Source organism: Ochrobactrum sp. A-1 (genome assembly GCF_022488005.1).
Taxonomy (GTDB): domain Bacteria; phylum Pseudomonadota; class Alphaproteobacteria; order Rhizobiales; family Rhizobiaceae; genus Brucella.
The window spans coordinates 1379646-1405248 of the sequence record NZ_JAKVQC010000003.1; the positions used below are offsets into that span (position 1 = coordinate 1379646).

A 25603-nucleotide genomic window follows, 5' to 3' on the forward strand; every position below is an offset into this window, starting at 1 on the left:
TCAACCTTTAACCGCGCCGAACGTCAGACCAGCAACAAGATGCTTCTGGACGATGAATGTGAGGGTCAGCGCCGGAATAATCATCACGACCGCTAGCGCACACATGCCGCGCCAGTCGATGGTGAATTCAGCGGTGTAATCGAGAAGACCGACAGGAAGGGTCTTGGAATTGACGGAACGGGTGAGCTGGGAAGCCAGCGCGTATTCGTTCCACGAGGCGAGAAAGGCGAAGATGCCTGCGGTCGCAATGCCGGGGCCGGCCAGCGGAAATTCCACCTGCCAGAAGGCCTGCCAGCGCGTGCAACCGTCAATCTGGGCTGCTTCCGCCAGATCCTTTGGCACCTGACGGAAGAAGCCGTCGATCAGCCAGATCGTGAATGGCACATTGAGCGCCACATAGGTCAGGATGAGGCCGAAATGCGTGTCGATGATACCGATACGGGAAAAGACCATGAAGAGCGGCAGCGAAAGCGCAATACCCGGCACCGAACGCGTCAGCATGAGGCCGAGAAATGTCGTCGATTTGCCCCAGAAGCGGAAGCGCGCAAAGGCATAGCCGCCCGAAACGCCAACAATCAGCGCGATGATCGTGGATGTGACCGAGATAATCAGCGAGTTGCGGAAATAATCCCAGACCGGAATACCGCCGCCGCCTGCGCCCGAGAACATGGCGCGATAAGCCTCGAAGGTGATTTCCTGCGGAATCCAGACCGGCGGCTTTGCCATGATTTCCACCGGCGGACGTAGCGAGGACAGCACGATCCACAGGCCGGGCAGGCAAATGATCGCCATCGCCAGAAACAGGCCGATCAGGTAAGCGACTTTCTTGACGCGACGCAGCAGGCGATGCTGATCATTAGAGAGTGTTGTTGATGCCATGATTACCACTCCGCTCCAATTTGCGCGCGTGCGGCTGCAAGCTTGCGGAAGAACATTACGGTGAAGAGGATCGAGAGCAGGATCGCGACATAGGCCATGGCATTGGCCAGCCCCATCTGCGCATCCGAATAGGCGGTGCGCCCAACCAGCGTCCAGATCAGCTCGGTTCGCCGTGCCGGGCCACCATCGGTCATGATCTTCACGATGTCATAAGCGCGCGCCACATCGAGCGAACGAATGGTCATTGCAATGAAGGCAAATGGCATCAGGTAAGGCCAGATGACATAGCGGAACGTCTGCCATGGCGTGCAGCCATCAACGCGCGCCGCTTCCACCGGGTCCTGCGGCATGGACAGAAGACCGCCCAGAATGAGGATTGCGAATACCGAGGTCGACATCCATACTTCTGCGAGCAAAATCGCAAACAGCGCCAGATTGCCGTCGATCAGCCACGGAATAGCGGTGTCGGTGATACCAAGCGATTGCAGCGCATTGTTCACAAGACCGATATTATCGTTGAACATGAACTTGAACTGGAAGCCGACCAGAACCGGCGAAAACATCATCGGGAACATCATCAGCGTGCGCAAAACACGCTGGCCATGGGTCGCCTTGTTGATGAGCAGCGCCAGTCCAAGGCCGAGCAGCATTTCCAGATTGAGCGCGATGGTGAGGAAGATCACCGTGCGGATGAATGCAGCCCAGAACACCCAATCGCTCATGATGCGCTGATAATTGCGCAGGCCGATGAAGTTGAACAGGCTGTCGGGGCGCGTCAGCCGGAATGGCGTGAAGCTTGAATAAAGCGAAAGCGCGAGGGGAAACAGAACCACCGCTGCAAGGATGATAATGGCCGGAAGCAAAAGCAGAACCGGCGGGGAAATTCGTTTAAACATTGTTCTTCCGAAGCGGTGCGTTGATAAGCGCAAAATGGCCCGCCCCGTTCAGAGCGGGCCATGAAGTCATAGTTTAAATCAAACGGCGTGCTTAGAGTTCGCCAGCATCCTCAAGGATCTGCGTTGCCTTCTTGGCTGCATCATCAAGCGCCTGCTGTGAGGTCTTGTCGCCAAGAATCGCTGCCTGAAGTTCAGGATAGACAGCGTTGGAAATTTCGATCCATGACGGGGTCTGCGGAACCGGGAAAGCGGTCTTTGCCGTTTCCTGGAACACCGAGAGCACTTCCTTCTTGTATGGATCGGAAGCAGCCTGTTCGATGACGTAATCCCAGACAGCGGTGCGGGTTGGCAGCGTGCCGGCGGCCGATTCCTGCTTCTGCGAATCCTCGTTGGTCAGGAACCAGACGAGCGAAGCAGCAGCTTCCTTGGTGGCGCAGGATTCGGTGACCGAGAAGCCGTGATGGCCCGACCAGCCGGTGCGCTTGCCGGAAGAACCTGTCGGAGGCGGAACGATACCGACATTGCCTGCGACCTTCGACGACTTTGGATCGTTGAAATAGGTTGCCCAGCCCGGCCAATCCAGGTTGATTGCGATGGTGCCGGATGCAAAGCCAGCGCCGAGTTCGTCCCACAGATAGTTGGTGGTGCCTGCAGGAACGGCCTTCGCCTTGTAGAGATTGACGAACCAGTCGAGCGCACGGACACCGGCTTCAGAATTGAAAGCAGGCTTGCCGTCCTTGAGATATTCGCCGCCTTCAGCGACCAGCATTTCATAGAAGCGGCCATTGATGGCTTCTTCCTTGCCGGCAAACTGCGTACCGTAGAAATTCGGCGGATCGGCAAAGAACACAGCCTGATCGGAAACTTCTTTCCAGGTCTTTGGCGGTGCCAGATCGTAGCCGTATTTTTCCTTGAACGCAGTCTTCTTGGCATCGTCTTCATAAAGGCTCTTCTGGTAGTAGAGCGCCGAGACGTCGAACTGCGCGCGCGGCAGCATGACCAGCTTGTCGTTGAGCGTCGAAGCCTTGATCACCGATGGCACGAAGCCTTCGATTTCTTCTTTTGGAAGCAAACCGTTCAGGTCGGCATAGAGATCAGGATATTGCGGTGCAAAAGACGAATGGTTGGAGCCAACACACCAGTTGATCGAGCCCGACGCGATGTCCGACTTGATTTCCTTGTCCAGTTCGAAATGGTTCTTCTTGGACAGGATGTTGACCTTGGCACCGGTCGCCTTTTCCCATTCAGCAATGCGCGAATAAAGCGCTTCATATTGCTGACCGCCGATCAGCTTGGCGTTTACGGTTACGCCTTCGAATTTACCCGGCAAATCGGCCGCGCCAGCGGACCCCGTTGCCAAAGCCAATAGAGCCGTTCCTGCCAGGCAGGACGCTTTGAAACTCATCATGCTTCTCCTCCTCACGGCGGACTTTTCCCCGGTCCGCCCCCAATTGTGAATTTGGTATTTATATGCAAACATATTATTCAAAACCGGTCAAGGCGAGTTTCCGCACATTTGCGACTTTCGCATTCAGGGTTGTTCGTATATGAAGAATGATATTCATGAGGGGAGCCAACTTGGAAACAGACGATCGCTATCGCGCGCCTGCGCTGGACAAGGGACTGGATATTTTGGAACTGCTTGCGAGCGTGGATGGTGGGCTGACACAGGCAGAAATTGCCAAGCACCTCGACCGCAGCCCCAACGAGTTTTACCGGATGCTCGACCGTCTGGTGAAGCGCGGTTACGTGACCAAGCTTGAGGGCGACCGCTATTCACTGACGCTCAAGCTGTTCGGTCTTGCACACCTTCATGCACCGGTGCGCAGACTTGCTTCCTTTGCCACGCCTTTCATGCGTGAACTTGCCGACCGCTCAAAGCAGGCCAACCAGCTTGCCGTGTTTGATCGTGGTTCCGTCGTTGTCATTGCCCAGCAGGAAGCTCCGGATTACTGGGGCATTTCAATCCGCGTCGGTTCGCATATCAGCCTGTTCGACACCGGTTCCGGCCATGTGCTTCTCGCCTTCCGATCCCCGGAAGAACGCAAGATGATGATTGCCGAATATGCGAAAGACGGCGAAAGCGTGAAGCTCGATGAGAGTTTCTACGAGCGCCTCGACCAGATTCGCGAACGTGGCTATGAAATGATGCCCAGCGCTCAGGTGGCAGGCGTCTACAATCTCTCGGCCCCGATTCTCGGCCCGGATGGTACTTGCATTGCCTCACTGACCTGTCCCTATGTGACACTCGTCAATTCGGCTTCAGCACCCGACATTACGCAGACCATCAGCCTGCTTCAAAAGACCGTCAAAGACCTGTCGAAGCTGGTCGGCTCCGACATCGGGGCAGCCGACTAAGCGATGCCGATAATTCTTATTTGAAAACTCTCTTCTTTTTTGAAAGTATGTCATCGGAGGAGAGTTTCCATGATTATCGATACCCATCTGCATCTGATAGACAAAAGCGCGCTTAATTATCCGTGGCTGGGCGGTGTTCCGGCGCTTGACCGCGACTTTCTGTTCGAGACCTATCAGAAGCAGGCCGAACGTTGCGGCATCAGCGCAGCGTTGCATATGGAAGTGGATGTGGCAGCCGATGCCATTCAGGCTGAAACGGACCACATTCAGGAGATTTCAACCGCGAATGGTGGTTTCATAAGAGGTGCAATCGCCTCCTGCCGCCCGGAAGAGCCGGGATTCGCGGAATATCTGGAGCGACAGCGCAGCAATCCTTTCGTCAAAGGGTTTCGCCGCGTGCTGCATGTCGTGCCTGATGACGTTTCTGAGGGTGCTCTTTTCCGCGAGAATATCAAGCGGCTGGAAGGCACCGGACTGACCTTCGATCTCTGTACACTGCCGCACCAGATCGACAAGGTGACGGCACTGGCCGATCTAGCGCCAGACGTGCAATTCGTGCTCGATCACTGCGGCGTGCCGGACATCAAGTCAGGTGCGCTGGAAGTCTGGCAGAAGGGCATTACCGAGATTGCGCAGCGCGACAATGTGACGGCAAAGATTTCCGGTGTAGTTGCCTATGCCGATGCGGAAAGCTGGACCGTCGACACCGTGCGCCCCTATGTCGAGCATGTGATTCAGGCCTTCGGCTGGGAGCGGATCGTGTGGGGAAGCGACTGGCCCGTCTGTACACTTGCAAGCAATGTCGATGCAGGTCTTTCAACTTGGGTAGCAACAACCCATGCGCTTCTTGAAGGATGCAGCGAAGACGAAAAAGCGCTGCTTCTCTCCGAGAATGCAACGCGTCTCTGGAAGCTTTAAAACTGATCAGGCTGGCGGCAAGCCGCCAGCCTTTCCGTATAAATCAAACGCTTTCGCGGAAAAGCCGGTTGAGATCGGCGATAACATCTTCCGCCTTCTCATCGTCGAGCAAGCCCTTGTTGATGCGCTCCGATGCCGCTTCCTGAAACGGCATATAGCCATCGTGACGCGGACGCACCCATGCGCCTTCCAGCGTCGCGCGCGTGTCGCGATAGAAGTCGGACGTCGCCGCATTCACAGTGTCATCTTCCCAGGCTGTCGCATGTCCCGGCTGACCGTTGGAAGCCGCATAAAGTCCCTTCTGCACGTCACCGCTCGCCACCCAATAGGCAAAATCGATAGCTGCTTGCGGATGCTTGCTGAAGGCTGAAACCGCAATGCCCGTGCCGCCCAGCGCTGACCCAGCAACCCCCGCCGCGCCCGCTGGAATATCGGCAAAGCGGATCAGCCGATCACGGAAGCCCGGCATGGCATAATTCACATAGCCGTAGATCAGCGGCGAGCACGCGATTTCGGATTCTGGCTCTGCCATTTCCTCAAACACCGCAATCGGATCCATGCCGAAACATTCCGGCTTTACGAGCGAAGCAATCTCACGCAACTGCTCGAAAGCTTGTGAGCCGTCCTCAACAGAGATCAGCTCGCCTTCGAGCGCGCAAGGCGTTCCGGCATTGGCAACGAGTGTATAAAAGCACATCAGCGAATGCGGCGAGCGCAGTGGCAGCAGAACTTTCCCGGCGCGGGCAAGACGCAGCACCTCGCCCCATGAGGTGGCTGGCTTGTCCATCAGGTCAGGACGCCATGCCTGAACCTGTGTTGCCGCATCCAGCGGAAACGCCCATTGCCGCCCCTGCCAGTTATAGCTCGGGAAAGATCGGCCTACAGAACCATCGGCAAGCGCCTTCAACTCGGTTTCTCGACCCGGCACGTCAAGCGGCAGCAGACAGCCTTCCTTGGTGATCTGGCCCACATGCGGATGGTCGATCACGATCAGATCGAAATTGCGCGCCAGTTCCTCGACCGGAAAGGTTTCGAAATCCTGCAGCGACCGCTTTTCCCACTCGATTTCAACGCCCTTGTCCGCGAGCCATTGTTCGGCCCCTGCAACCATCGGATCGTAGCCGCGCGGGTGGCTCCAGGTCATGCCTTTAAGCTTGATCGTGCTCATAGCCCGAACTCCTCGCGAATCTGCTGGCTATTCTCGCCAATGCGCGGTGCGGCGCGCGCAACCTTCGGGCGCTGTCCGTTGATGCGCAGCGGCGAACGTGTCGTGGTGATCGAAACATCATCTTCACGCGTCACCGTCTGGAGTATGTCGAGGACCGAAAAGCCTTCACTTGATAGCAGTTCTTCCCAGTTGAGAACGCGGGCGCACCAAATATCAGCCGGTTCCAGAATGGCGAGCCATTCATCGACGGTTTTCTCGGCAATGCGATCAGCGATCAGGCGCTTGATGTCATCACGTTTGGCAAAAGCGCTTTTGGGATCATCGGCAAACGGGATGAGCGTATCCGCTTCCAACAGTGGCGCCAGTTTCGCAATCGGCATCATGGCAATGGCAAGATAGCCGTCCGCAGCCGGATAGACGCCATAGGGCGCTGCGAGATAGGCATGGGCACTGCGGAAATCAGACCGTTTCGGCAGACGACGACCATCGTTCAGGTGGGTGGTCAGCACTTCAAACTGGAAATCAACCAGCGCTTCGAGAAGGCTGGTTTCGACATGAGAGCCTTTGTTGGTGATGCCGCGGCGAACCAGCGCTGCGAGAATTCCCTGTGCGGCCGCAGCCCCTGCCAGCATATCGGCAACCGCCAGACCGAAGGGCACTGGTCCCTGCCCTTCATCACCATTGAGCCACATGAGGCCCGAGCGCGCCTGCGCCAGCAGATCCTGTCCGGGACGCCCGACCCATGGACCTTCTTCACCATAGCCGCTGATCGATGCATAAACGAGACGCGGATTGATTTCTTTGGCTGCCTCATAATCAAGACCAAGACGCTTGATAACACCGGGACGGAAATTCTGGATCAGCACATCGGCCTGCGTGAGAAGCTTTTTCAAAGCTGCCAGATCGTCAGGATTTTTGAGGTCAATCGCAAGGCTGTCCTTGCCGCGATTGATGGCATGAAAAATCGTGGAATCGCCCCCGATTTCCGTGTCGCTCAGATAAAGCCTGCGCGAGAGATCGCCGCCATCGGGCCGTTCAATCTTTATCACGCGTGCGCCCAGATCCATCAGACGCAACGAGCAATAAGGCCCCGACAGAAACTGGCTCATATCGACAACAACAAGCCCGCTCAGCGGCAGTTCGCTTTCCGACATCGGGAAATTCCCTCCTCATGAATTTCTTATGTGAATATAGTCTTCACATATGGATTTATGGAAGGCAAGACTGAAATTCGGCTTAGAATGCAAAAACGCCGCCCGGTTGGGCGGCATTTTCAGTCCCGATTTGATGAATTCGATTGCGTGTTAGACCTCGTTGCTGGCCAGTTCCAGCAAGGTCCAGACGTGATCAGCGAATGAGTTCCACACTTCGATCCGGTAGTGATCGGCATCCCACTTCAACAGAATGATCTGGGCATGATCGAAGATCGTGCGGGCAGCACCCGGAGCCTGCATTTCAGCCAGATTGAGCGGCGATGCGGCATTGAGCAGCCATTCAGCCTTGGGGCCTGCAATGTCGATGCCCGTCTCGCGATGGCTCACTTCCGTCAGGCTGTGCGGCTCGGTTTCGTAAAGCTTGGCAAAGGCCTGCACGATAGCTGCGCCCTTGCTTTCATCGGCCCAAATATACCATTCATCGGGTCCGATGCAGGCAACCGCAATATCGCCACTGCGCGTAAGACCGCCGATCCTGGCCGGGATTTTTGCACCCAGCGCCTTTTCAGCCAGGGGCAGTTTTGCCGGAGCAATGCGCAGGATGAAGCGGGCGGCGTCATCGGCTGCGTGGATTTCCAGACGGCCGGGAATGACGACCTTGCGGTTCGAATAAGGTTTTGTCTCAACAAGCATGGTTCAATCCTTATCCGTTCAACTTCTTGCCTTCGGGATCATAGAAGACCATGCCCGAAACAACCGCTTCATGTACTGTACCATCCGGCATCGGCATATAAAGCGTTTCGCCCATACGATCCTTGCCGCCTGATACCACGGCCATGGCGATAGACCGGCCAAGCGCCTCGCTCCAATAGGACGAAGTGACATGACCAAGCATGGTCATCGGCAGCGCCTGTTTTGGATCGGCGACAATCTGCGCACCTTCTTCCAGCACCAGCTTTGGATCGTTGGTCAACAGACCAACAAGATGCTTGCGATCTGATTTCAGCATATCCGGGCGCGCCAGCGAACGCTTGCCGACGAAATCCGGCTTCTGCTTGCCAACGGCCCAGCCAAGGCTTGCATCATCCGGCGTAATTGTGCCGTCCGTATCCTGACCGACAATGATATAGCCCTTTTCAGCGCGCAGAACGTGCATGGTTTCGGTGCCGTAAGGCGTGATGTCATATTGCTGGCCGGCCTCATAGAGCGCTTTCCAGAGCGACAGGCCATAACGGGCGGGCACGTTGATTTCATAGCCCAGCTCGCCGGTGAAGCTCATGCGGAACAGACGCGCTGGCACGCCAAGGAATGTGCATTCCGCCACCGACATATGCGGGAAGGCTTCGTCCGAAATATCCAGACCTTCAACCATTGGCTCGATGAGCTTGCGCGCATTCGGGCCATTGATTGCGACCACAGCCCATTGTTCGGTGGTCGAGGTCAACGAGACTTTCAGCTCCGGCCATTCGGTCTGGAGATAGTCCTCCATCATGTTGAGAACACGCGCGGCACCGCCGGTCGTGGTCGTCACATGGAAGCGATCCTGCGTCAGACGGCCGACAACACCGTCATCGCGGATGAAGCCATCTTCGCCAAGCAACAGGCCATAGCGGCAGCGCCCAACACCAAGCTTCGTCCATGGGTTGGTGTACATGCGATTCATGAATTCCGCTGCATCCGGGCCGACCACTTCGATCTTACCAAGGGTGGAAGCATCAAACATGCCGAGCGACTGGCGGGTCGCCTTGCATTCACGCGCCACGGCCTGATGCATGTCTTCGCCCGCTTTCGGGAAGTACCATGCGCGACGCCAAAGCGAGACCGGCTCGAAAGCAGCACCATGCTGTTCGGCCCAGCTATCAATTGGCGTCTTGCGCGTCACGTCGAACAGCTTGCCGCGATTGTAACCGCAGAAAGCACCAAAGGTTGTCGGCGTATAAGGCGGGCGGAAAGTGGTGAGACCCACCTGCGGCGTCGGGCGCTTGAGCGCGTCGGCTGCAACAGCCAGACCGTTGATGTTCGAGGTCTTGCCCTGATCGGTCGCCATGCCATTGGTGGTATAGCGCTTGACGTGCTCGATGGAATGGAAACCCTCGCGCACGGCCAGACGAATATCCTTGGCGGTCACATCGTTCTGGAAATCGATGAAAGCCTTGGCCTTGCCCGGATCGCGATCGGTTGGCAGTTCGCGACAGCTTACGCCGTCGCAGACAAAATCACCGGCGACAGCATATTCAGACGTCTTGACCTTATGCCCGGCATCCTTGGCGGCAGCAGTACCCGCTTCTGCACCTTCACGAAGAGCAGCCTGCAGATCGAAATTGCCATTGCCTGCACCGGCACAGCGGCTTTCCTCGGTGCGTTCGCCCGGCAGATAGATTTGGCGCGACTCATCCCAGACGAGCGAGCCCTTTGTGTGCGAGAACAGGTGCACGCTCGGATTCCAGCCGCCAGACATCAGCAGTACATCGCAGGCAATCGTGCGCGCAGCACCGACAGAGCCATTGGAAACCGGATTAGCCCGCACGGACGACACGCGATGGCGTCCGCCTGTGTCCGTCACAGTCCAGCCGGTCAGCGTTTCAATGCCAAGCATTTTTGCGCGATTGACGAGGCTGTCGGCAACGCTTGAACGCACATCGATGATGGCCGGGACCTTGACGCCTGCAACAGCGAGATCAAAAGCCGCAAGCCATGCGCTGTCATGCGAGGTGACGACGACAGCCTGATTGCCGACCTTGACGCCATAGCGATTGAGATAGGTACGTGCGCTCGATGCCAGCATCACGCCGGGACGGTCATTGCCAGCAAAGACCAGCGGCTTTTCAATCGCTCCCTGAGCCAGCACAACCTGCTTTGCGCGCACGCGCCACATGCGTTCACGCGGCGCATTGGAGGCAGGCTTTGCCTGATGATCGGTCAGGCGTTCGCAAAGGCCAACCATGTTTTGATGGTAATAGCCAATGGCCGTCGTGCGCGGCAAAAGCGTGACATTCGGATTGGCCTTGAGCGCTTCTATGGTTTCATTGAGCCAGTCCCAGCTTGCGCGGCCATTGATGACCGGCTCCGGTTCCGACAGAAGCGAGCCGCCAAATTCGGCCTGCTCGTCAACGAGGATGACCTTCGCACCGCTTTTTGCGGCCTCTAAAGCAGCCGCCAGACCGGCAGGTCCACCACCCGCGATCAGCACATCGCAGAATGCATAGCGGCTGGCATAGGTGTCCGGGTCCGGTTCGGAAGGCGATTTGCCAAGACCGGCAGCGCCGCGGATGAAAGGCTCATAGACCTTGTTCCAGAAGCTTTTCGGCCACATGAAGGTCTTGTAGTAAAAGCCTGCCGAGAAGAACATGTAGAACGCATCATTGATCGCGCCGACATCGTGCTTCAGCGACGGCCAGTGGTTCTGGGTTTCGGCCTTCAGTCCGTCATAGAGTTCCAGCACCGTGGCGCGGGTATTCGGCTCAAACCGGCCCGGTCCACGCGAGACACCCATCAGCGCATTCGGCTCCTCGGAACCGGCAGAAAGAATGCCGCGTGGGCGGTGATATTTGAATGAACGACCGGCCAGATGTTCGCCATTGGCAAGCATGGCGGATGCCAGCGTGTCGCCTTCAAAGCCGGAATAGGTCTTGCCGTTGAGGGTGAACCGCACGGACTTGGCCTTGTTGACACGGCCTTTGTTATGAATGCGCATATCGGTCATTATTTCGTCTCCGCAGCCGGAGTTTCTGCCAAAGCGGGACGCGGTTCGCCTGCCTTGTAGGTCACTGCAAACTTGTCGCTCACCGTATCGCGCACCGCATTGAAGAAGCGTCCGCAGCCATTGATATGCCGCCAGCGCTCATAATGGGTGCCGCGCGGATTGGAGCGCGTGAACAGGAAATCGCGCCATTCATCGTCGGAAAGCGTCGATGGGTCGGCTGGACGCGCGATATGCGCTTCGCCCGCATAGGCGAATTCCAGTTCTGGGCGTTCCATCTCGCAATAAGGGCAACGGATAAGAAGCATTTGTGTTTCTCTTATTTTTTCAACGCATTTCCGAACGGAAAACCGGTTTCCACTTTTCCTGGAAATGCTTTTAGTGCGCGACAGCGGCGGCGGCCGCTTCGTCGATCAGACGACCGGTGGTGAAGCGTTCCAGCGTGAATGGTGCGTTGATCCAGTGTGGCTCGTCGCGCGCGATGGTGTGAGCGAAGACATGCGCCGATCCCGGCGTCGCCTTGAAGCCGCCCGTACCCCAGCCGCAATTCACGAAGAGGCCCGGCACCGGCGTCTTGCCGATGATCGGCGAACGATCCGGCGTGACATCAACGATACCGCCCCATTTGCGCAGCATCCGCATACGGGTGAAGATCGGGAAGACCTCGCAGATCGCCGCAAGCGTATGCTCGATCAGCGGCAGACCACCGCGCTGGCTGTAAGACACATACTGATCAGTGCCGGAACCGATCACCAGTTCGCCCTTGTCGGACTGGCTGATATAGGCATGAACCGTGTTGGACATGACCACGCAAGGGAAGATCGGCTTGACCGGCTCGGACACCAGTGCCTGTAGCGGGAAGCTTTCAAGCGGCATGCGAACGCCTGCCGTGTCCATGACAATAGATGTGCTGCCAGCAGCCGAAACCGCCACCTTCTTCGCCTTGATGAAGCCGCGCGGCGTATCAACGCCGGTCACGCGACCCGAAGCATCGCGACGAATGGCCGTAACCGGGCAATTCTGGATAATATCGACGCCGCGCTCAGTCGCGCCACGCGCATAGCCCCAGGCGACCGCATCGTGACGGGCCACGCCGCCGCGCCGCTGCAAGGTGGCACCCACCACCGGATAACGGGCATTGGCTGAAATATCGAGCGGCGGGCAATATTCCTTCGCCTGCTCCCTGGTCAGCCATTCATTGTCGATGCCATTGAGACGGTTGGCATGGATGTGACGCTTGAAGCTCTGCACATCATGCACCGTATGCGCCAGCATCATCACGCCGCGCTGCGAGAACATGACATTGTAGTTGAGGTCCTGGCTGAGACCTTCCCACAGCTTCATCGCATGTTCGTAAAGATGCGCGCTCTCATCATAGAGGTAGTTGGAGCGGATGATCGTGGTGTTACGCCCCGTATTGCCGCCGCCAAGCCAGCCTTTTTCGATAACCGCGACATTGGTGATGCCATGTTCCTTCGCCAGATAATAGGCGGCACCCAGACCATGCCCGCCGGCGCCGACGATGATTACGTCATATTCGGCCTTGGGTTCGGCATTCGGCCATTGCGGCTTCCAGTTCTTGTTGCCGGAAAGCGCATTTTTAATAATAGAAGCTGCAGAAAAACGGGACATGGACAACCACCAGTTTCGCGACTGCAAGCGCCATGTCGGCGCAAGCGAAGCCTTTGACGATATTTCTATTGTTTCCGTTTCAAACCCGACAGCAGGCTTGCGTCAAAAGACGCCACAAATACGACATGCTCACCATTTCGCGACATCTCGTCCGCCCATGCAATTGTGCGCGCGTCTGCAACCTGACGGCAAAGCAGTTTCAAAAATCGCCCCTGTAAAATAGGACAACATTATTGTCCTTTTCTCTTTTCTTTTATTGCGCAAAGGTCTAGGCATTCTTTCGTAAAATCGCGCCCAAAATAAAAGAAACGCAAGAAAGGTGATTCCGTGACTAAGGAGAATCTACTCGAAAGCGCACTCGTTCGTCTGGACGAAGCGGCAAGCCACATCAACATCGATGCGGATGTCATCGAGAAGCTGAAATATGCGCGTGAGACCATGAAAGTGCGTCTGATGATTCGTATGGATGACGGCTCGCGCAAATCCTTTCTTGCATGGCGCTGCCGTTATGACGATACGCGCGGCCCGACGAAGGGCGGCATTCGCTATCACCCGGAATCGACTGCGGAAGAAGTCGAGACGCTGGCCTTCTGGATGACTTTCAAATGCGCAGTCATGAACCTGCCTTATGGCGGCGGCAAGGGTGCTATCCAGGTCGATCCACGCCAACTTTCAAAGGCTGAACTGGAACGTCTTTCGCGCGCCTACATCCAGGCTTTCTCCGGCATTATCGGGCCGGATCGCGACATTCCGGCACCGGATGTCTACACCAATTCCATGATCATGGGCTGGATGGCAGACGAATATTCCCAGATCGTCGGACAGTCCTCACCCGCAGTCATCACCGGCAAGCCGCTGGCGCTTGGCGGTTCGCTCGGACGCAATGATGCGACAGCGCGCGGCGGCTTTTATCTGGTGCGTCATTTGTCGCACGATCTGGGTCTTGCTTCGCAGCTTCGCGTCACGGTTCAGGGTTTCGGCAATGCCGGTCAGTTCATCGCCAAGCTGATGGCAAGCGACGGCCACAAGATCGTTGCCGTATCGGATTCAGCCGGTGCTGTTTATTGCGCCAACGGCCTTGATCTCGATGCGCTTGTGGAAGCAAAGGCACAGAACAAGTCCGTCGTTTCGACCGCTGGCCAGAACGGCCATGAAGCCATCACGCCGGATGAGCTGGTTGCAGCCGAATGCGATGTTCTCGTGCCAAGTGCCATGGAAAACATGATCCACGCAGACAATGCGGCATCCATCAAGGCCAAGCTGATCGTCGAACTTGCGAATGGTCCTGTCACACCGGAAGCCGACAAGATCCTGGAGGAAAATGGTGTCGTCGTTTTGCCGGACATTCTGGCCAATGCCGGTGGCGTGACGGTTTCCTATTTCGAGTGGGTGCAGAACCGTCAGGGCTATTACTGGACGCTGGAAGAAATTCATGAGCGCCTGAAGACCATCATGGAACGTGAAGGCCGCGCCATCTGGAACCATGCCAAGCAGCACAAAGTAACAGTTCGCTCGGCAGCTTATGTTCATGCGCTGCAGCGTCTTGCACAGGCCATCGAGGCACACGGCACGCAAAACGATTTTGCTGCCTGATCCAGCCTTTTGAGATCACCCCTCCTGCCAGCCTGCTGTCAGGAGGGGTGTCGAACGACGGTTTCCTTTTCCCGCCTGCGCTATAGTTTACCTTCACAAGGGAAAACCAGCGCGATGGGATGAAGAGCATGTCGTACGGAAAACTATTCAAGGGAAGTGCTGTCGCACTTGCCCTCTTTGCAGGCGCAATTCAATTTTCCAGCCTCGCGCAGGCACAGGTCGTCGTGTCTTCCAAGATCGACACTGAGGGCGGCGTCCTCGGCAACATCATTCTGGCCATTCTCAATGCGAATGGCATCCAGACCACGGATCGCATCCAGCTCGGCGCTACGCCGGTCGTTCGCAAGGCGATCACCGCTGGCGAAATCGATATTTATCCTGAATATACCGGCAATGCCGCCTTCTTCTTCAACAAGGCGGACGATCCGCTCTGGAAAGACCCAGCCAAGGCATTTGAGACGGCAAAGCAGCTCGATTACGATGCCAACAAGATCGTCTGGCTGGCGCCATCACCGGCTAACAACACCTGGGGCATTGCGGTGCGCAAGGACGTGGCGGACGAAAACAAGCTCACGAACCTGAGCGAGTTCGGAAAGTACATTTCAGGCGGCGGGAAGGTCATTCTGGCGGCATCGTCGGAATTCGTGAACTCGGCAGCAGCCCTGCCAGCGTTCCAGACTGCCTATGGCTTCACCCTGAAACCCGACCAGCTCATCACGCTTTCAGGTGGCGACACGGCCGCTACCATCGCTGCCGCTGCCAACCAGACCAACGGCGCCAATGCGGCCATGGTCTACGGCACCGATGGCGGCATCGCGCCTTCCGGGCTCACTGTGCTGGAAGACGACAAGCATGTGCAGCCGGTTTATCAGCCCGCCCCGATCATCCGCGAAGAGGTTCTGAAGAAGAACCCGAAGATCGAAGAACTTCTGAAACCCGTCTTCGAGAAACTCGACCTGACAACCCTTCAGGAACTCAACGGTCGCGTGCAGCTTGGCGGCGAACCGGCAAAGGCGGTCGCCGAAGATTTTCTTAAAACCAACGGTTTTCTCAAGTAGAGAGCGCGATAACGGATAATTGCCGGGCATGAGTGCAACAAACCAGACGATCCAGGCAAATGGCACGAAGGGCCTGTTTGCATATATCGACAAGCTCGGACTGGTCATTGCAGCAATCGGCTTATCGGGATTGCTTCTGCCATTCGCAAACTTTCGGGCAAACCGCATCGTTCAAGGCGATCCGCGTTATCTTTTGGATGCCCTGCCAACCTCATTGGCGCCGCTGTTCGCCGCTGTCGTAGCGGCAGGACTGCTGATCGGCATTATCCATAGTCGCAGCTTGTTGCGGCTATTCGCGGCGCTGTTCTGCCTCGCATCCGTCATGGTGGCAATCGGCCTGGCCGCGTCATATCTGTCGCCCGAAGGAAACAGATATGCGCGCGTTTCTCCAGCTTCCGGTTTCTGGCTGTTGTTTTTTGCGAGCGCACTTTATGTCGCGGATGGGCTGGTCCGGTTGCGTGCCGGCCCGTTTTTACGGGTCGGACTGCTGGTCATTGCGGGATCGCTTCTGGCTGCGCTGCTTTCCTCGGGACTCTGGGACAGCATCTCATTCATGAAGGAATATCAAAGCCGCGCAGACAGCTTCTGGAACGAAGCCGAACGGCATATAGCCCTGGCTTTGGGATCGCTTGCAGCGGCGACCGCAGTGGGCATTCCGCTGGGGCTTGTCTGCCATCGGATGCCGAAACTGCGCGCTTTCGTTCTGAACAGCCTCAATATCGTGCAGACCATTCCGTCAATGGCCCTGTTCGGCATTTTGATTGCGCCACTCAGTTGGGTCGCCACGCAGTTTCCATGGGCGGGCGCTATCGGTATCCGTGGAATCGGCGCTGCACCGGCATTCGTCGCACTTTTCCTCTATTCGCTGCTGCCTATCGTGGCGAATACCGTCGCAGGACTGGCACAGGTGCCGGAACCGGTAACGGACGCAGCCCGCGGCATGGGCATGACGCGCCTGCAACGCCTCTTCAAGACCGAGTTTCCGCTCGCTTTTCCCGTTATTCTCACCGGCATACGCATTGTCATGGTGCAGAATATTGGCCTCACGACCATCGCGGCATTGATTGGCGGCGGCGGCTTCGGGACATTCGTCTTTCAGGGTATCGGGCAAACGGCGATGGATCTTGTTCTGCTGGGCGCCTTGCCTACCGTTCTCCTCGCCTTTGCAGCCGCCGTCATTCTCGATGCCGCGATAGAAATCACCGAAAAAGGCAGCTCTCAATGATCGAGTTCGACCATATCACGAAGCGCTATAACGGACGCGCAGCGGTGGACGCGGTGAGCTTCACCATCGAACCTCACAGTATTGCTGCGATTGTCGGGACGTCCGGTTCCGGCAAGACGACCCTCCTGCGGATGGTCAATCGTCTGGTCGAGCCAACCGACGGGGAAATCCGCATCGATAGCCGCAGTATCATGGACGAACCCGGTCATGTTCTGCGCCGGCAGATCGGCTACGTCATCCAGCAGAACGGACTTTTTCCGCATCGCACTGTCGCGGAGAACATTGCGACGGTTCCCCTTCTGCTTGGATGGCAGAAACAGCGCATCGATGCTCGCGTTGATGAACTGCTTGACCTTTTCCAGCTTGAACCGGCAGACTATCGCGACCGCTACCCGCATGAACTTTCCGGAGGGCAACAGCAACGCGTCGGTGTGGCGCGTGCGCTCGCTGCCGGGCCGAACATCCTTCTCATGGACGAGCCGTTCGGGGCACTCGATCCGGTAATCCGAGCCAAGGCGCAGGAAGATCTGAAGGCGATCCAGAAGCGGCTCGGCACGACCATAATCCTTGTCACGCACGACATGGAGGAAGCCATATCGCTGGGTGATCGTATCGCCGTCATGGATGACGGAAAATTGCTGCAATATGGTCCACCGGCAGAAATTCTTGCCCGCCCGGCAACCGATTTTGTCGAGCGCCTTGTCGGTACGGGCGAACGCCCCTTCCGTCTCCTCTCTCTGATGGACCTGAAAACCGTGCTCCAGCCCGGTGATGCGGGCGGTGCAACAATGCCGGTAACGGCGTCGCAACGTGATGCCCTTGCCGAGCTTCTGTGGTCAGGGCGAAAGGCCCTTCCCGTTCTTGACCATGATGGAAGGCCACTGGGACAAGTCACGCTCGACAGGCTTCTGCATCAGGCAGAGCGTCCAGCAGAGCATCAGGCATGAAATTGTTCCTGTCCCTTGTTCCGCGTGCGCTGCTTCTGGGCGTTCTGCTGCTGTTTTTGTGGCAGCCCCATCTTTTCGAGCCATTGTTTCGACCGCTCGTCGACGAGGGTGTTCCGGTCATTTATGATCGTGCAAATTTCGTAACGCTGACTTTGCAGCATCTCGGTCTGGTCGCTCTGGCCGCACTGGCATCCACGATTGTGGCTGTATCGATGGCAATCTTTGTTACCAGAAAGCAGGGCGCAGAGTTTCTGCCACTCTCACGCAGCCTTGTGAATATCGGCCAGACCTTTCCTCCCGTTGCAGTGCTGGCACTTGCAGTGCCCGTCTTCGGTTTTGGAGACAAACCGACCCTGATTGCACTCTTTCTCTACGGTCTGCTTCCGATTTTTGAAAATACGTTGACAGGACTAACGACTTTGCCGCCTCCGGTTGTCGAAGCTGCGCGCGGCATGGGGATGACCAGCGCACAGCGGCTTGTGAAAGTCGAGGTCCCACTTGCCATGCCGGTTATTCTGGCGGGTATCAGACTTTCCGTTGTGATCGGCCTTGCAACGGCTACCATTGGCTCGACTGTCGCTGCCAGAACGCTTGGAGAAGTCATCATCGCCGGGCTCATTTCCAACAATCTTGCCTTCGTTTTGCAGGGAGGGCTCGTCGTGGCCGCACTTGCCATACTCATCTTCGATGGGTTTCAGGCAATTGAGCGTTATCTCCTGAAACGTTCCGGGCGAGGCCTTTGAAAGACGCCACGGCATTCCTATATCCTTGCAAACAGCTAGAGCGCTTCCCGTTAAAACGGAGTCGCTGGAACCGCTCTATCCATTTTTTACGCATGTCTTTATCTCGAAACCGGTTCCCACTTTCGAGAGACATGCTCTAGCCAGCGAGGAACGGGATGAATATCGGGCAGGCAGCTGCAGCATCTGGCATATCGGCGAAGATGATCCGCCATTATGAAACAATCGGGCTGATTGAAGCTGCCGAGAGAACCGGTTCGGGCTATCGTGTCTATACGCAGAAAGATGTCGAAACCCTGCGCTTCATCCGCCGCAGCCGCGATCTCGGTTTTCAGGTTGAACAGATCAAGGAACTCCTGACGCTCTGGCGCGACCGCAACCGCGCATCGGCTGATGTCAAGAAGGTGGCGCTTGGGCATGTCGAGGAGTTGGAAGCCAAGATGCGCCAGCTTCAGGAAATGGCTGATACGCTGCGCTACCTCGCGAAAAACTGTCACGGCGACAACCGTCCCGATTGCCCGATCATTCACCAGCTTGCAGAAAACAGCGTGGAGAACCGCAAACGTCCGGCTCCGCGAAAAGGTGAATTGCTGCACGGCAAAATCTGAGAGCCTGAATCAAAAAGCGATATGTGTGTGCGAAAATGGTGATTTTCGAGTACCGGAGCGCAGTGTACTTTTGGGTACATGAGCACCGGAACGCAGACAAATTGCCGTTTGCAGCCACACATAGCGACTTTTGGAACAGGCTCTGAGCTCGACTTTGTACAAAATTGGCAGAGATTTGATGTGTTACAATGAGCATTTTTGGTGAATCAATTCGTCGCAGTTTTTGACCTTGTGTCATTCGTCTGATCGGATTCGAACTGATGTATGACCAAAGCAGATGAATGCAGTAATGAAGCCGTGGACGTAGTTCCTCATCGTCTTCACCAATGGCTTGAACCTTTTCGTTTCGGCTTCACAGCACCCACATGGAGCCACTTGCTCGTCCTTGTTATGGGAGCGCTTCTCGCGCCAGGGAAACGAACGGTAACGTCATGCCTGCGGATCACTGGTCGCGCCGATGTGACCAACTTTGCCACTTATCACCAGTTTCTCAATCGGGCGCGATGGAGCCCACGCTTGTTGGCAAGGCATCTACTATCCATTGTTGTGACACGGCTTGTGCCCGAAGGCCCCGTTGTCATTGGAATGGACGATACAATAGAACGGCGTTGGGGTCAGCGTATTGCTGCACGAGGTATATACCGAGACCCGATACGCTCCAGCCATGGTCATTTCGTCAAGGCCAGTGGATTGCGGTGGCTAAGTTTTATGGTCCTTTCACCGGTCCCCTGGGCCAAATACATCAAAGCAATGCCTGTGCTGACAATCCTGTGCCCTTCAGAACGATATAGCCAGAAGATGGGCCGAAGACACAAGATGCTGACCGATTGGGCAAGGCAAGGCCTGCTGCAGATATGTCGTTGGCTGCCTGGTCGCCAGATTATTTTTGTCGGTGATAGCAGCTTTGCGGTTCATACCCTGGCCGCAGCACTCCCAGACAAGGCTACGCTCATCACTCGATTGCGCCTCGATGCTAATCTTTTTGCAGCACCGTCTCAGAGGCATGAACACACGCTCGGACGACCCGCGCAAAAGGGGCAACCCTTGCCGAAACTAAAAACCGTGCTCAGGGACTCAAATACCTCGTGGCAACAGATTGTAGTATCGTCGTGGTATGCCAGACAGACCAACAAAGTTCTCGACATCACGTCGGGAACAGCTCTTTGGTATCGACGTGGAACACCACCCAAACACATTCGCTGGGTCATCGTTCGCGACCCAACCAATCGCCGCGAACCGCAGGCCTTCATGAGTACGAATACGGATCTCGATCCTGTGGAAATCATCTCCTGCTACGTTCGGCGCTGGCAGATTGAAGTCACATTTGCCGAGACCCGGGCGCATCTTGGTGTGGAAACGCAAAGACAGTGGAACGACGAGGCCATTCAGCGCACAACACCGTCTTTGATGGCACTCTACAGCCTCGTAACTCTATGGGCATGTGATCTACTCGGTCCGAACAGTCTTCCATACGCCGCGTCGTGGTACAAAAAGACCAACTGCACATTCTCTGATGCGATCGGGGCAGTTCGTATGGTTTTATGGCAGCAGGATATTTATCGACAGTCCCCGTCGGACCGGGACATACCTAAAATACCACCAGGCCGCATCAAACGTATGGCGGAGGCGCTTTGCTTCGCTGCTTAATGTGCAAAGTCGAGCTGAGATTTTCAAATAAAAACGCCGGGATCACTCCCGGCGTTTTTCTTTCATATCACCGGCTCAGCCTTTCGGCAGAGTATAGGCGATCACGTAATCGCCGGGCTTGGTGCCGACAGAGCCATGCCCACCGGCAACCATCAAAACGAACTGCTGATCGCCGACCGTATAGCTCATTGGCGTCGACTGACCGCCAGCAGGAAGCCGTGCTTCCCAGAGCTGCTTGCCCGAAGTCAGGTCATAGGCGCGCAGATAGTCATCCACGGCTGCACCAAGGAAGGCAACGCCGCCTGCAGTAATCATCGGTCCGCCAATGCCCGGAACGCCGACCTTCAGCGGAAGTGGAACCGGTGACATATCGCGGATCGTTCCATTCCGGTGCTTGTAGGCAATCTTGCCGGTCCGCAGGTCAACACCAGCGACATAACCCCATGGCGGCGTCTGGCAGGGAATACCGAGCGGGCCCAGGAACGGCCCCATGAAAACGCCATAAGGGGCGCCATCGTTGCGGTTCAGGCCCTGCTCGCTTCCCTTTTCATCCTGTCCTTTCGGCGGAATGTCCGCGCGTGGAACCAGGCGTGATGTGAAGGCAAGATAGGTCGGCATACCGAACATGACTTGCCGCACAGGATCAACGGCCACGCTGCCCCAGTTGAACACACCGAAATTGCCCGGATAAACAATCGTTCCGCGCAGCGAAGGCGGCGTGTAGCGCCCCTCATAGAACAGCTCGTGGAACTTGATACGACAAGCCAGCTGATCGAACATCGTTACGCCCCACATGTCGCTTTCGCGCAAGGGCGGCGGACTGAAAGTAAGGTCGGAGATCGGCTGTGTCGGCGCAGTATGGTCCTCGGGTATCGCGCCCGTTGGAGCCGGAATTTCCTTGACCGGAATGATCGGCTCGCCGGTACGTCGATCCAGAACATAGAGGTCGCCCTGTTTGGTCGGACCGACCAGCGCGGGAACCCCGTTGATTTCCAGCAGGACCGGCTGGGCTGGAACGTCCATATCCCATAGATCATGGTGAACTGTCTGGCGCACCCAGCGTAGCTGTCCGGTGTTCACATCGAGAGCGACGATGGACGAGGAAAACTTCTCCACATTCTCGCTGCGGTCCATACCAAGCTGGTCCGGCACCTTGTTGCCGAGCGGAACAAAGATCAGCCCAAGCTTCTCATCGACGCTGGAAACGGACCAGCTATTGGGTGAGTTGGTTGTGTAGTGCTCACCTTCCGGCAGCGGCGTGGTTACATCCGGGTTGCCCGAATCCCAGTTCCACAGCAGTTGGCCGGTGCGGATATCGAATGCGCGGATGACGCCCGACTGTTCTTCCGTCGAGTAATTATCATTGACGGCGCCCCCAACGATGATCTTGTCGCCGACGACGACAGGCGGTGACGTGGAGTAGTAATACCCTGCCGGATTGTATTTCATGCCATGGCTGAGATCGAGCGTTCCGCCATTGGCGAAATCCGTGCAGATTTCTCCGGTGGCCGTATCCAGTGCGATCAAGCGTGCGTCAGATGTCGGCAGGTAGACACGCTCGGCGCATTTGGCTCCAGCCGTTGCGGTCGTGTCCTTCCAGTAGCTCACACCACGGCAGGTCTGGTGCTGGCGATCCGTATTGAAGCCGACCTTGGGATCGAATTTCCACTTTTCTTTGCCGGTTGCCGCATCCAGCGCAATGGCCCAGTTATGCGGCGTGCAGAGATAAAGGGAATCACCAATCTTGAGCGGCGTAACCTGATAGGTCGTTTCGCCCACATCCTGCGGCTGCTTCACATCGCCGGTCTGATACTGCCAGGCAACCTGAAGCTTGGAAACATTTTCCGGCGTTATCTGCGCCAGCGGCGAGTAGCGCTGGCCATAGGGCGTGCGCCCATATTGATGCCACTCGCCGTCGGGGACGTTGTCGCCCATATCCGGCGTTGCGGCCACCTTCTCAGTCGGCAGGTCTCCGGCAGTATCGTAGGAATCCTGCGTTATCGCATAGCCTGCAACCACAACCGCGATCACCGAGGCTGCTGCCAGTGGCAGACCGCTATCGCCTGCCCCGTTGTTCAGCGGTTTCCTGATCCAGGGCGTCAGCATCCAGAAGCCGAGCAGAACGATGACGCCGCCGCGTGCGCCAAGCTGCCACCAATCGAAGCCGACTTCATAAACGGCCCAGCCGAGTGATCCGAGGATAACAAGCGCATAGACCCATAATGCCGAGGCGCTGCGCCGGGAAAGCAAAACGGCGGTCAGCAGAAAGCCGATCGCCGCCAGAATATAGTACCAGCTGCCGCCCAGTGCGGCGAGCCAGATGCCTCCTGCACCAAGTGCAAGTCCGATGAGAAGCAGAACGATGGATGTCAACCAGATAAGCACGACAGTCTCCCCTCTCAGGTCGTGTCACCATTCTTTCGGACATGTCCGTCAGAACCGATCATATGCTGCCTAATGGTTGACATAGGCGGTCACGGAAAAAATCTAGACGGCAGCAGAATGTTTCATTCGCCGGACAGAGCGAAAGGGCATGGTCTCCGTTGAGGCCACCCTTAATCAAGGCAGAACGAAGGCAAGGCGGTTTTTGCGCTTAAAAGACTTAAAACGATACGTGAACAGGCCGATTTTCGCCCGTCAATTACGGCGAACATGTGTTGAAATCATGTATATTGTGGCTATTCGGCGGCATCATGCCGAACTTCGCATGAAAAGCTGGCTACCCAGATGGCGAATTTCCGACGGCCCGGACAGGGTGCTTTCCCGGCCGTTGATGCGGGAAAAAAGCATGTCGAGACCGAGCTGCGCAATCTGCCGGTAATCCTGCGCAACGGTGGTCAGTGCAGGACAGGTGAAGCGGCTGAGCGGATGGTCGTCATGACCGGCAACACGCAAATCGCACCCTTCCTCACGGCCGACCCGCAGCTTGCGTTCGAAAGCGGCCGAGATCACGCCAAAGGCCAGACGATCATTGGCACACAGAACCGTGCGCGTCGGAAAACCGCCGCGATCAAAAATCCGGCCGGCTTCCTGATAGCCCAGTTCCTCGAAATTCCAGTTCTTGGCGGCTATGGGAAGGACTATCGGTTCAACGCCAAGCCTTTCCATGGTTTCGATATAGGCTGAGCGCCGTTCCACTGCATTCTGGTTTACAACAGGCATTTCCAGAAAGCAGGGATGTTCCCCCGTTCGATAAAGATATTCAGTGATGTTGCCGATACTCTGGCGATTATCGGTGCCGACGAACGGCTGGTCATCGCTGATGCGGCTATCCAGGAAGACCGCAGGTGTCGAGTTCGACAGACTGGAAAGAAGCTTCTCATCGGTATCGAAACCGAGCGGAGCCATCAGAACACCCGCAATCTTGAGAGACATCAACGTGCGCATCGCCCGCGCTTCGAGTTTTCTGTCACCATGAGATGACAGCACGATGGTCCAGTAGCCCTCCGCCAGACAACGCATTTCGATCTGGCGAATGATCTCCGCGTAGAATGGATCGGATATATGCGGAACGATAACGCCGATATTCTTCGGCTTCTTGCGATTGAGGCTGACTGCAAAAATGTTGGGCTGATAATTATAGTCTTTCAGCGCCTTTTCGATACGTGCCCGCGTGGAAGGCTTTACGCTTTCAGGATTGTCGAAATATTTCGAGACCGTAGGACGAGACAATCCGCTTGCCGCCGCGAACTCTTCCATCGTCCTGATCTTCTGTTCGGTCATGCCCTGCTTTTCCCATTGGGTATCGAAACGATTTTTCGGCGCCACCCATTTTTCTTTTCATGCGTAAATTTATTTCCGCTCAGAAGCAACAAATTTCAGCATATCAGTGATCGGTAGCCCACGCCTTCACTTCCTTTCTGCAGCTTACGCCCGTGTGGCGCGCTCAAATTCAATCGTTATAATTTTTACACGTGAAAAATTTTATATTGACACACTGAACAAGCTCTAGCATGTCTAGGGGAGCTCAATCATGGGCTGAAGGCCCTGCCCTTCGGGAGGTTTGCAGTTGGCGACAACTGACGAGCCAGCAGGAAAACCATTGTTCATGTCCCATAGAAGGACGTCCCGGCGAGCGCCGGTCATTCGGAGGAAATCATGTTTCGCAAATCGCTCAGCCGTATTCTCTTTTCCGGCGTAGCTCTGGCCATGATGGCAGGTGCTGCATCTGCCGAAGGCATCGGCGCATCGCTTCTCACCCAGCAGCATCCTTTCTACATCTCGCTCGCAGACGCGATGAAGAAGGAAGCGCAGGCAGAAAATGTACCGCTGGAAGTCTCCATCGCCAATCAGGACCTGAGCAAGCAGCTCGCCGATGTGGAAGATTTCATCACCAAGGGCGTCGACGTCATCATCATCTCGCCGGTTGACAGCAAGGGCGTTCGCTCGGCCATCAACAAGGCTGAAAAGGCTGGCATCAAGGTCATTACCGTCGATGTACCGGCCAACAATGTCGATGTGACCTCCTTCGTCGGCACGGACAACTTCGCGGGCGGCGAAAAGGCCGCCGAACTGATGGCGAAGTCCATCGGTGAAAAGGGCAATGTCGCGATTATCGACTACCCGACCGTTCAGTCGGTCGTTGACCGCATTGAAGGCTTCAAGAAGGGCATCGCCAAGTACCCGGACATCAAGATCGTGGCGATCCAGCCCGGCATCACCCGTCCGGAAGCTCTTTCGGCTGCACAGAACATCCTTCAGGCCAACCCGGATATCGTCGGCATCTTCGGTTTCGGTGACGATGCCGCATTGGCCGCTGCCTCGGCAGTAAAGTCGGCCAAGCTCGAAAATCAGGTCAAGGTGATCGGCTTCGACGGTATGGAAGAAGCCCGTAACGCCGTGAAGAACGACCCGATCATGGTCGGCGTTATTGCGCAGTACCCGGACCAGATGGGCAAGGTCGCGGTTGAAACCGCTGCCAAGGTTATCAAGGGCGAGGAAGTGCCTGCCAAGCAGCCGATCGTTCCGGGCGTCGTCACCAAGGACGGTGAAACCAAGTAACACCGCGTGAAACAGCGACGCTCCTCCCAGTCGCTGTTTCCATTCTGCGTGCGGCGGCCCGGCGAACACCACGCGCCTT

22 protein-coding genes and 1 pseudogene are annotated in these 25603 nt (G+C 56.5%); 11 read left to right on the top strand and 12 right to left on the bottom strand.

Annotation, left to right across the window (positions count from 1 at the left end):
• The 3 genes from MKS82_RS08475 to MKS82_RS08485 form a co-directional block, all read right to left on the bottom strand.
• Positions 1–879, bottom strand: coding sequence for a carbohydrate ABC transporter permease (locus MKS82_RS08475; protein ID WP_109985954.1), 879 nt, complete (start codon positions 877–879; stop codon positions 1–3).
• A 2-nt stretch (positions 880–881) separates the two neighbouring features.
• Entirely contained in the window at positions 882–1775 is an 894-nt protein-coding gene (locus tag MKS82_RS08480) for a carbohydrate ABC transporter permease (protein ID WP_061344912.1), read from the bottom strand.
• A gap of 91 nt (positions 1776–1866) precedes the next feature.
• Positions 1867–3180: an ABC transporter substrate-binding protein gene (locus MKS82_RS08485; RefSeq protein ID WP_445558072.1), complete on the bottom strand. Its 1314-nt coding sequence runs from the start codon at positions 3178–3180 to the stop codon at positions 1867–1869.
• A gap of 158 nt (positions 3181–3338) precedes the next feature.
• Here MKS82_RS08485 and MKS82_RS08490 point away from each other — a divergent pair, with 158 nt between their 5' ends.
• Both MKS82_RS08490 and MKS82_RS08495 read left to right on the top strand, forming a co-directional pair.
• A complete protein-coding gene (locus tag MKS82_RS08490) occupies positions 3339–4133 on the top strand; it encodes an IclR family transcriptional regulator (protein WP_109985952.1) in 795 nt (264 codons plus the stop codon).
• Between the two features lie 69 nt (positions 4134–4202).
• Positions 4203–5051, top strand: coding sequence for an amidohydrolase family protein (locus MKS82_RS08495; protein WP_109985951.1), 849 nt, complete (start codon positions 4203–4205; stop codon positions 5049–5051).
• A 43-nt stretch (positions 5052–5094) separates the two neighbouring features.
• On the opposite strand, the gene MKS82_RS08500 is transcribed toward MKS82_RS08495, so the two are convergent.
• The 6 genes from MKS82_RS08500 to MKS82_RS08525 form a co-directional block, all read right to left on the bottom strand.
• Positions 5095–6219 carry an extracellular solute-binding protein gene (locus MKS82_RS08500; protein ID WP_109985950.1) on the bottom strand — a complete coding sequence of 375 codons (1125 nt, stop codon included), beginning with the start codon at positions 6217–6219 and terminating at the stop codon, positions 5095–5097.
• Positions 6216–7373, bottom strand: coding sequence for a CaiB/BaiF CoA transferase family protein (locus tag MKS82_RS08505; RefSeq protein ID WP_109985949.1), 1158 nt, complete (start codon positions 7371–7373; stop codon positions 6216–6218). The genes MKS82_RS08500 and MKS82_RS08505 overlap by 4 nt, the downstream gene beginning before the upstream one ends.
• A gap of 150 nt (positions 7374–7523) precedes the next feature.
• Complete coding sequence (locus MKS82_RS08510; protein WP_109985948.1) at positions 7524–8066, bottom strand: sarcosine oxidase subunit gamma; 543 nt, start codon at positions 8064–8066, stop codon at positions 7524–7526.
• 10 nt (positions 8067–8076) lie between these two features.
• On the bottom strand, positions 8077–11076 hold the full coding sequence (locus tag MKS82_RS08515) for a sarcosine oxidase subunit alpha (RefSeq protein WP_240578591.1): 3000 nt from the start codon (positions 11074–11076) through the stop codon (positions 8077–8079).
• Complete coding sequence (locus MKS82_RS08520; protein WP_109985946.1) at positions 11076–11381, bottom strand: sarcosine oxidase subunit delta; 306 nt, start codon at positions 11379–11381, stop codon at positions 11076–11078. The genes MKS82_RS08515 and MKS82_RS08520 overlap by 1 nt, the downstream gene beginning before the upstream one ends.
• 70 nt (positions 11382–11451) lie before the next feature.
• The gene (locus MKS82_RS08525) at positions 11452–12705 is read right to left on the bottom strand and encodes a sarcosine oxidase subunit beta family protein (protein WP_061344902.1); all 1254 of its coding nucleotides are present in this window, start codon (positions 12703–12705) and stop codon (positions 11452–11454) included.
• On the opposite strand from MKS82_RS08525, the gene MKS82_RS08530 reads away from it, so the two are divergent.
• The 7 genes from MKS82_RS08530 to cueR all read left to right on the top strand — a co-directional run bounded on the left by MKS82_RS08530 (position 12704) and on the right by cueR (position 18876).
• Positions 12704–12928: a hypothetical protein gene (locus tag MKS82_RS08530; protein WP_181394217.1), complete on the top strand. Its 225-nt coding sequence runs from the start codon at positions 12704–12706 to the stop codon at positions 12926–12928. The genes MKS82_RS08525 and MKS82_RS08530 overlap by 2 nt on opposite strands.
• 104 nt (positions 12929–13032) lie before the next feature.
• Positions 13033–14298 carry a Glu/Leu/Phe/Val family dehydrogenase gene (locus tag MKS82_RS08535; protein ID WP_109985945.1) on the top strand — a complete coding sequence of 422 codons (1266 nt, stop codon included), beginning with the start codon at positions 13033–13035 and terminating at the stop codon, positions 14296–14298.
• Between the two features lie 128 nt (positions 14299–14426).
• Positions 14427–15356, top strand: coding sequence for a glycine betaine ABC transporter substrate-binding protein OsmF (gene osmF / locus MKS82_RS08540; RefSeq protein WP_109986257.1), 930 nt, complete (start codon positions 14427–14429; stop codon positions 15354–15356).
• Positions 15357–15375: 19 nt separating this feature from the next.
• On the top strand, positions 15376–16581 hold the full coding sequence (locus MKS82_RS08545) for an ABC transporter permease (protein WP_445558062.1): 1206 nt from the start codon (positions 15376–15378) through the stop codon (positions 16579–16581).
• Positions 16578–17528, top strand: a complete 951-nt coding sequence (locus MKS82_RS08550) for an ABC transporter ATP-binding protein (RefSeq protein WP_109985943.1) — start codon at positions 16578–16580, stop codon at positions 17526–17528. Before MKS82_RS08545 ends, MKS82_RS08550 begins: the two co-directional genes overlap by 4 nt.
• Positions 17525–18271 carry an ABC transporter permease gene (locus tag MKS82_RS08555; protein ID WP_109985942.1) on the top strand — a complete coding sequence of 249 codons (747 nt, stop codon included), beginning with the start codon at positions 17525–17527 and terminating at the stop codon, positions 18269–18271. Before MKS82_RS08550 ends, MKS82_RS08555 begins: the two co-directional genes overlap by 4 nt.
• Before the next feature lie 155 nt (positions 18272–18426).
• Positions 18427–18876, top strand: coding sequence for a Cu(I)-responsive transcriptional regulator (gene cueR, locus MKS82_RS08560; protein ID WP_109985941.1), 450 nt, complete (start codon positions 18427–18429; stop codon positions 18874–18876).
• Here the strand turns inward: cueR and MKS82_RS29650 are convergent.
• Positions 18872–18978, bottom strand: a pseudogene (locus tag MKS82_RS29650) (flagellar basal body P-ring protein FlgI); the annotation flags it as partial. The gene cueR and the pseudogene MKS82_RS29650 sit on opposite strands and share 5 nt — an antisense overlap.
• A gap of 162 nt (positions 18979–19140) precedes the next feature.
• Here MKS82_RS29650 and MKS82_RS08565 point away from each other — a divergent pair.
• Positions 19141–20523: an IS701 family transposase gene (locus MKS82_RS08565; protein ID WP_240578592.1), complete on the top strand. Its 1383-nt coding sequence runs from the start codon at positions 19141–19143 to the stop codon at positions 20521–20523.
• Between the two features lie 75 nt (positions 20524–20598).
• Here MKS82_RS08565 and MKS82_RS08570 read toward each other — a convergent pair whose 3' ends face one another.
• Positions 20599–22908, bottom strand: a complete 2310-nt coding sequence (locus MKS82_RS08570) for a glucose/quinate/shikimate family membrane-bound PQQ-dependent dehydrogenase (protein ID WP_240578593.1) — start codon at positions 22906–22908, stop codon at positions 20599–20601.
• A gap of 306 nt (positions 22909–23214) precedes the next feature.
• Complete coding sequence (locus tag MKS82_RS08575) at positions 23215–24246, bottom strand: LacI family DNA-binding transcriptional regulator (protein WP_109986256.1); 1032 nt, start codon at positions 24244–24246, stop codon at positions 23215–23217.
• A gap of 375 nt (positions 24247–24621) precedes the next feature.
• Between MKS82_RS08575 and MKS82_RS08580 the strand changes: the two genes are divergently transcribed.
• Positions 24622–25524 (top strand): substrate-binding domain-containing protein, encoded by a 903-nt coding sequence (locus MKS82_RS08580; protein WP_109985939.1) that lies wholly within the window; start codon positions 24622–24624, stop codon positions 25522–25524.
• Positions 25525–25603 lie beyond the last annotated feature (79 nt).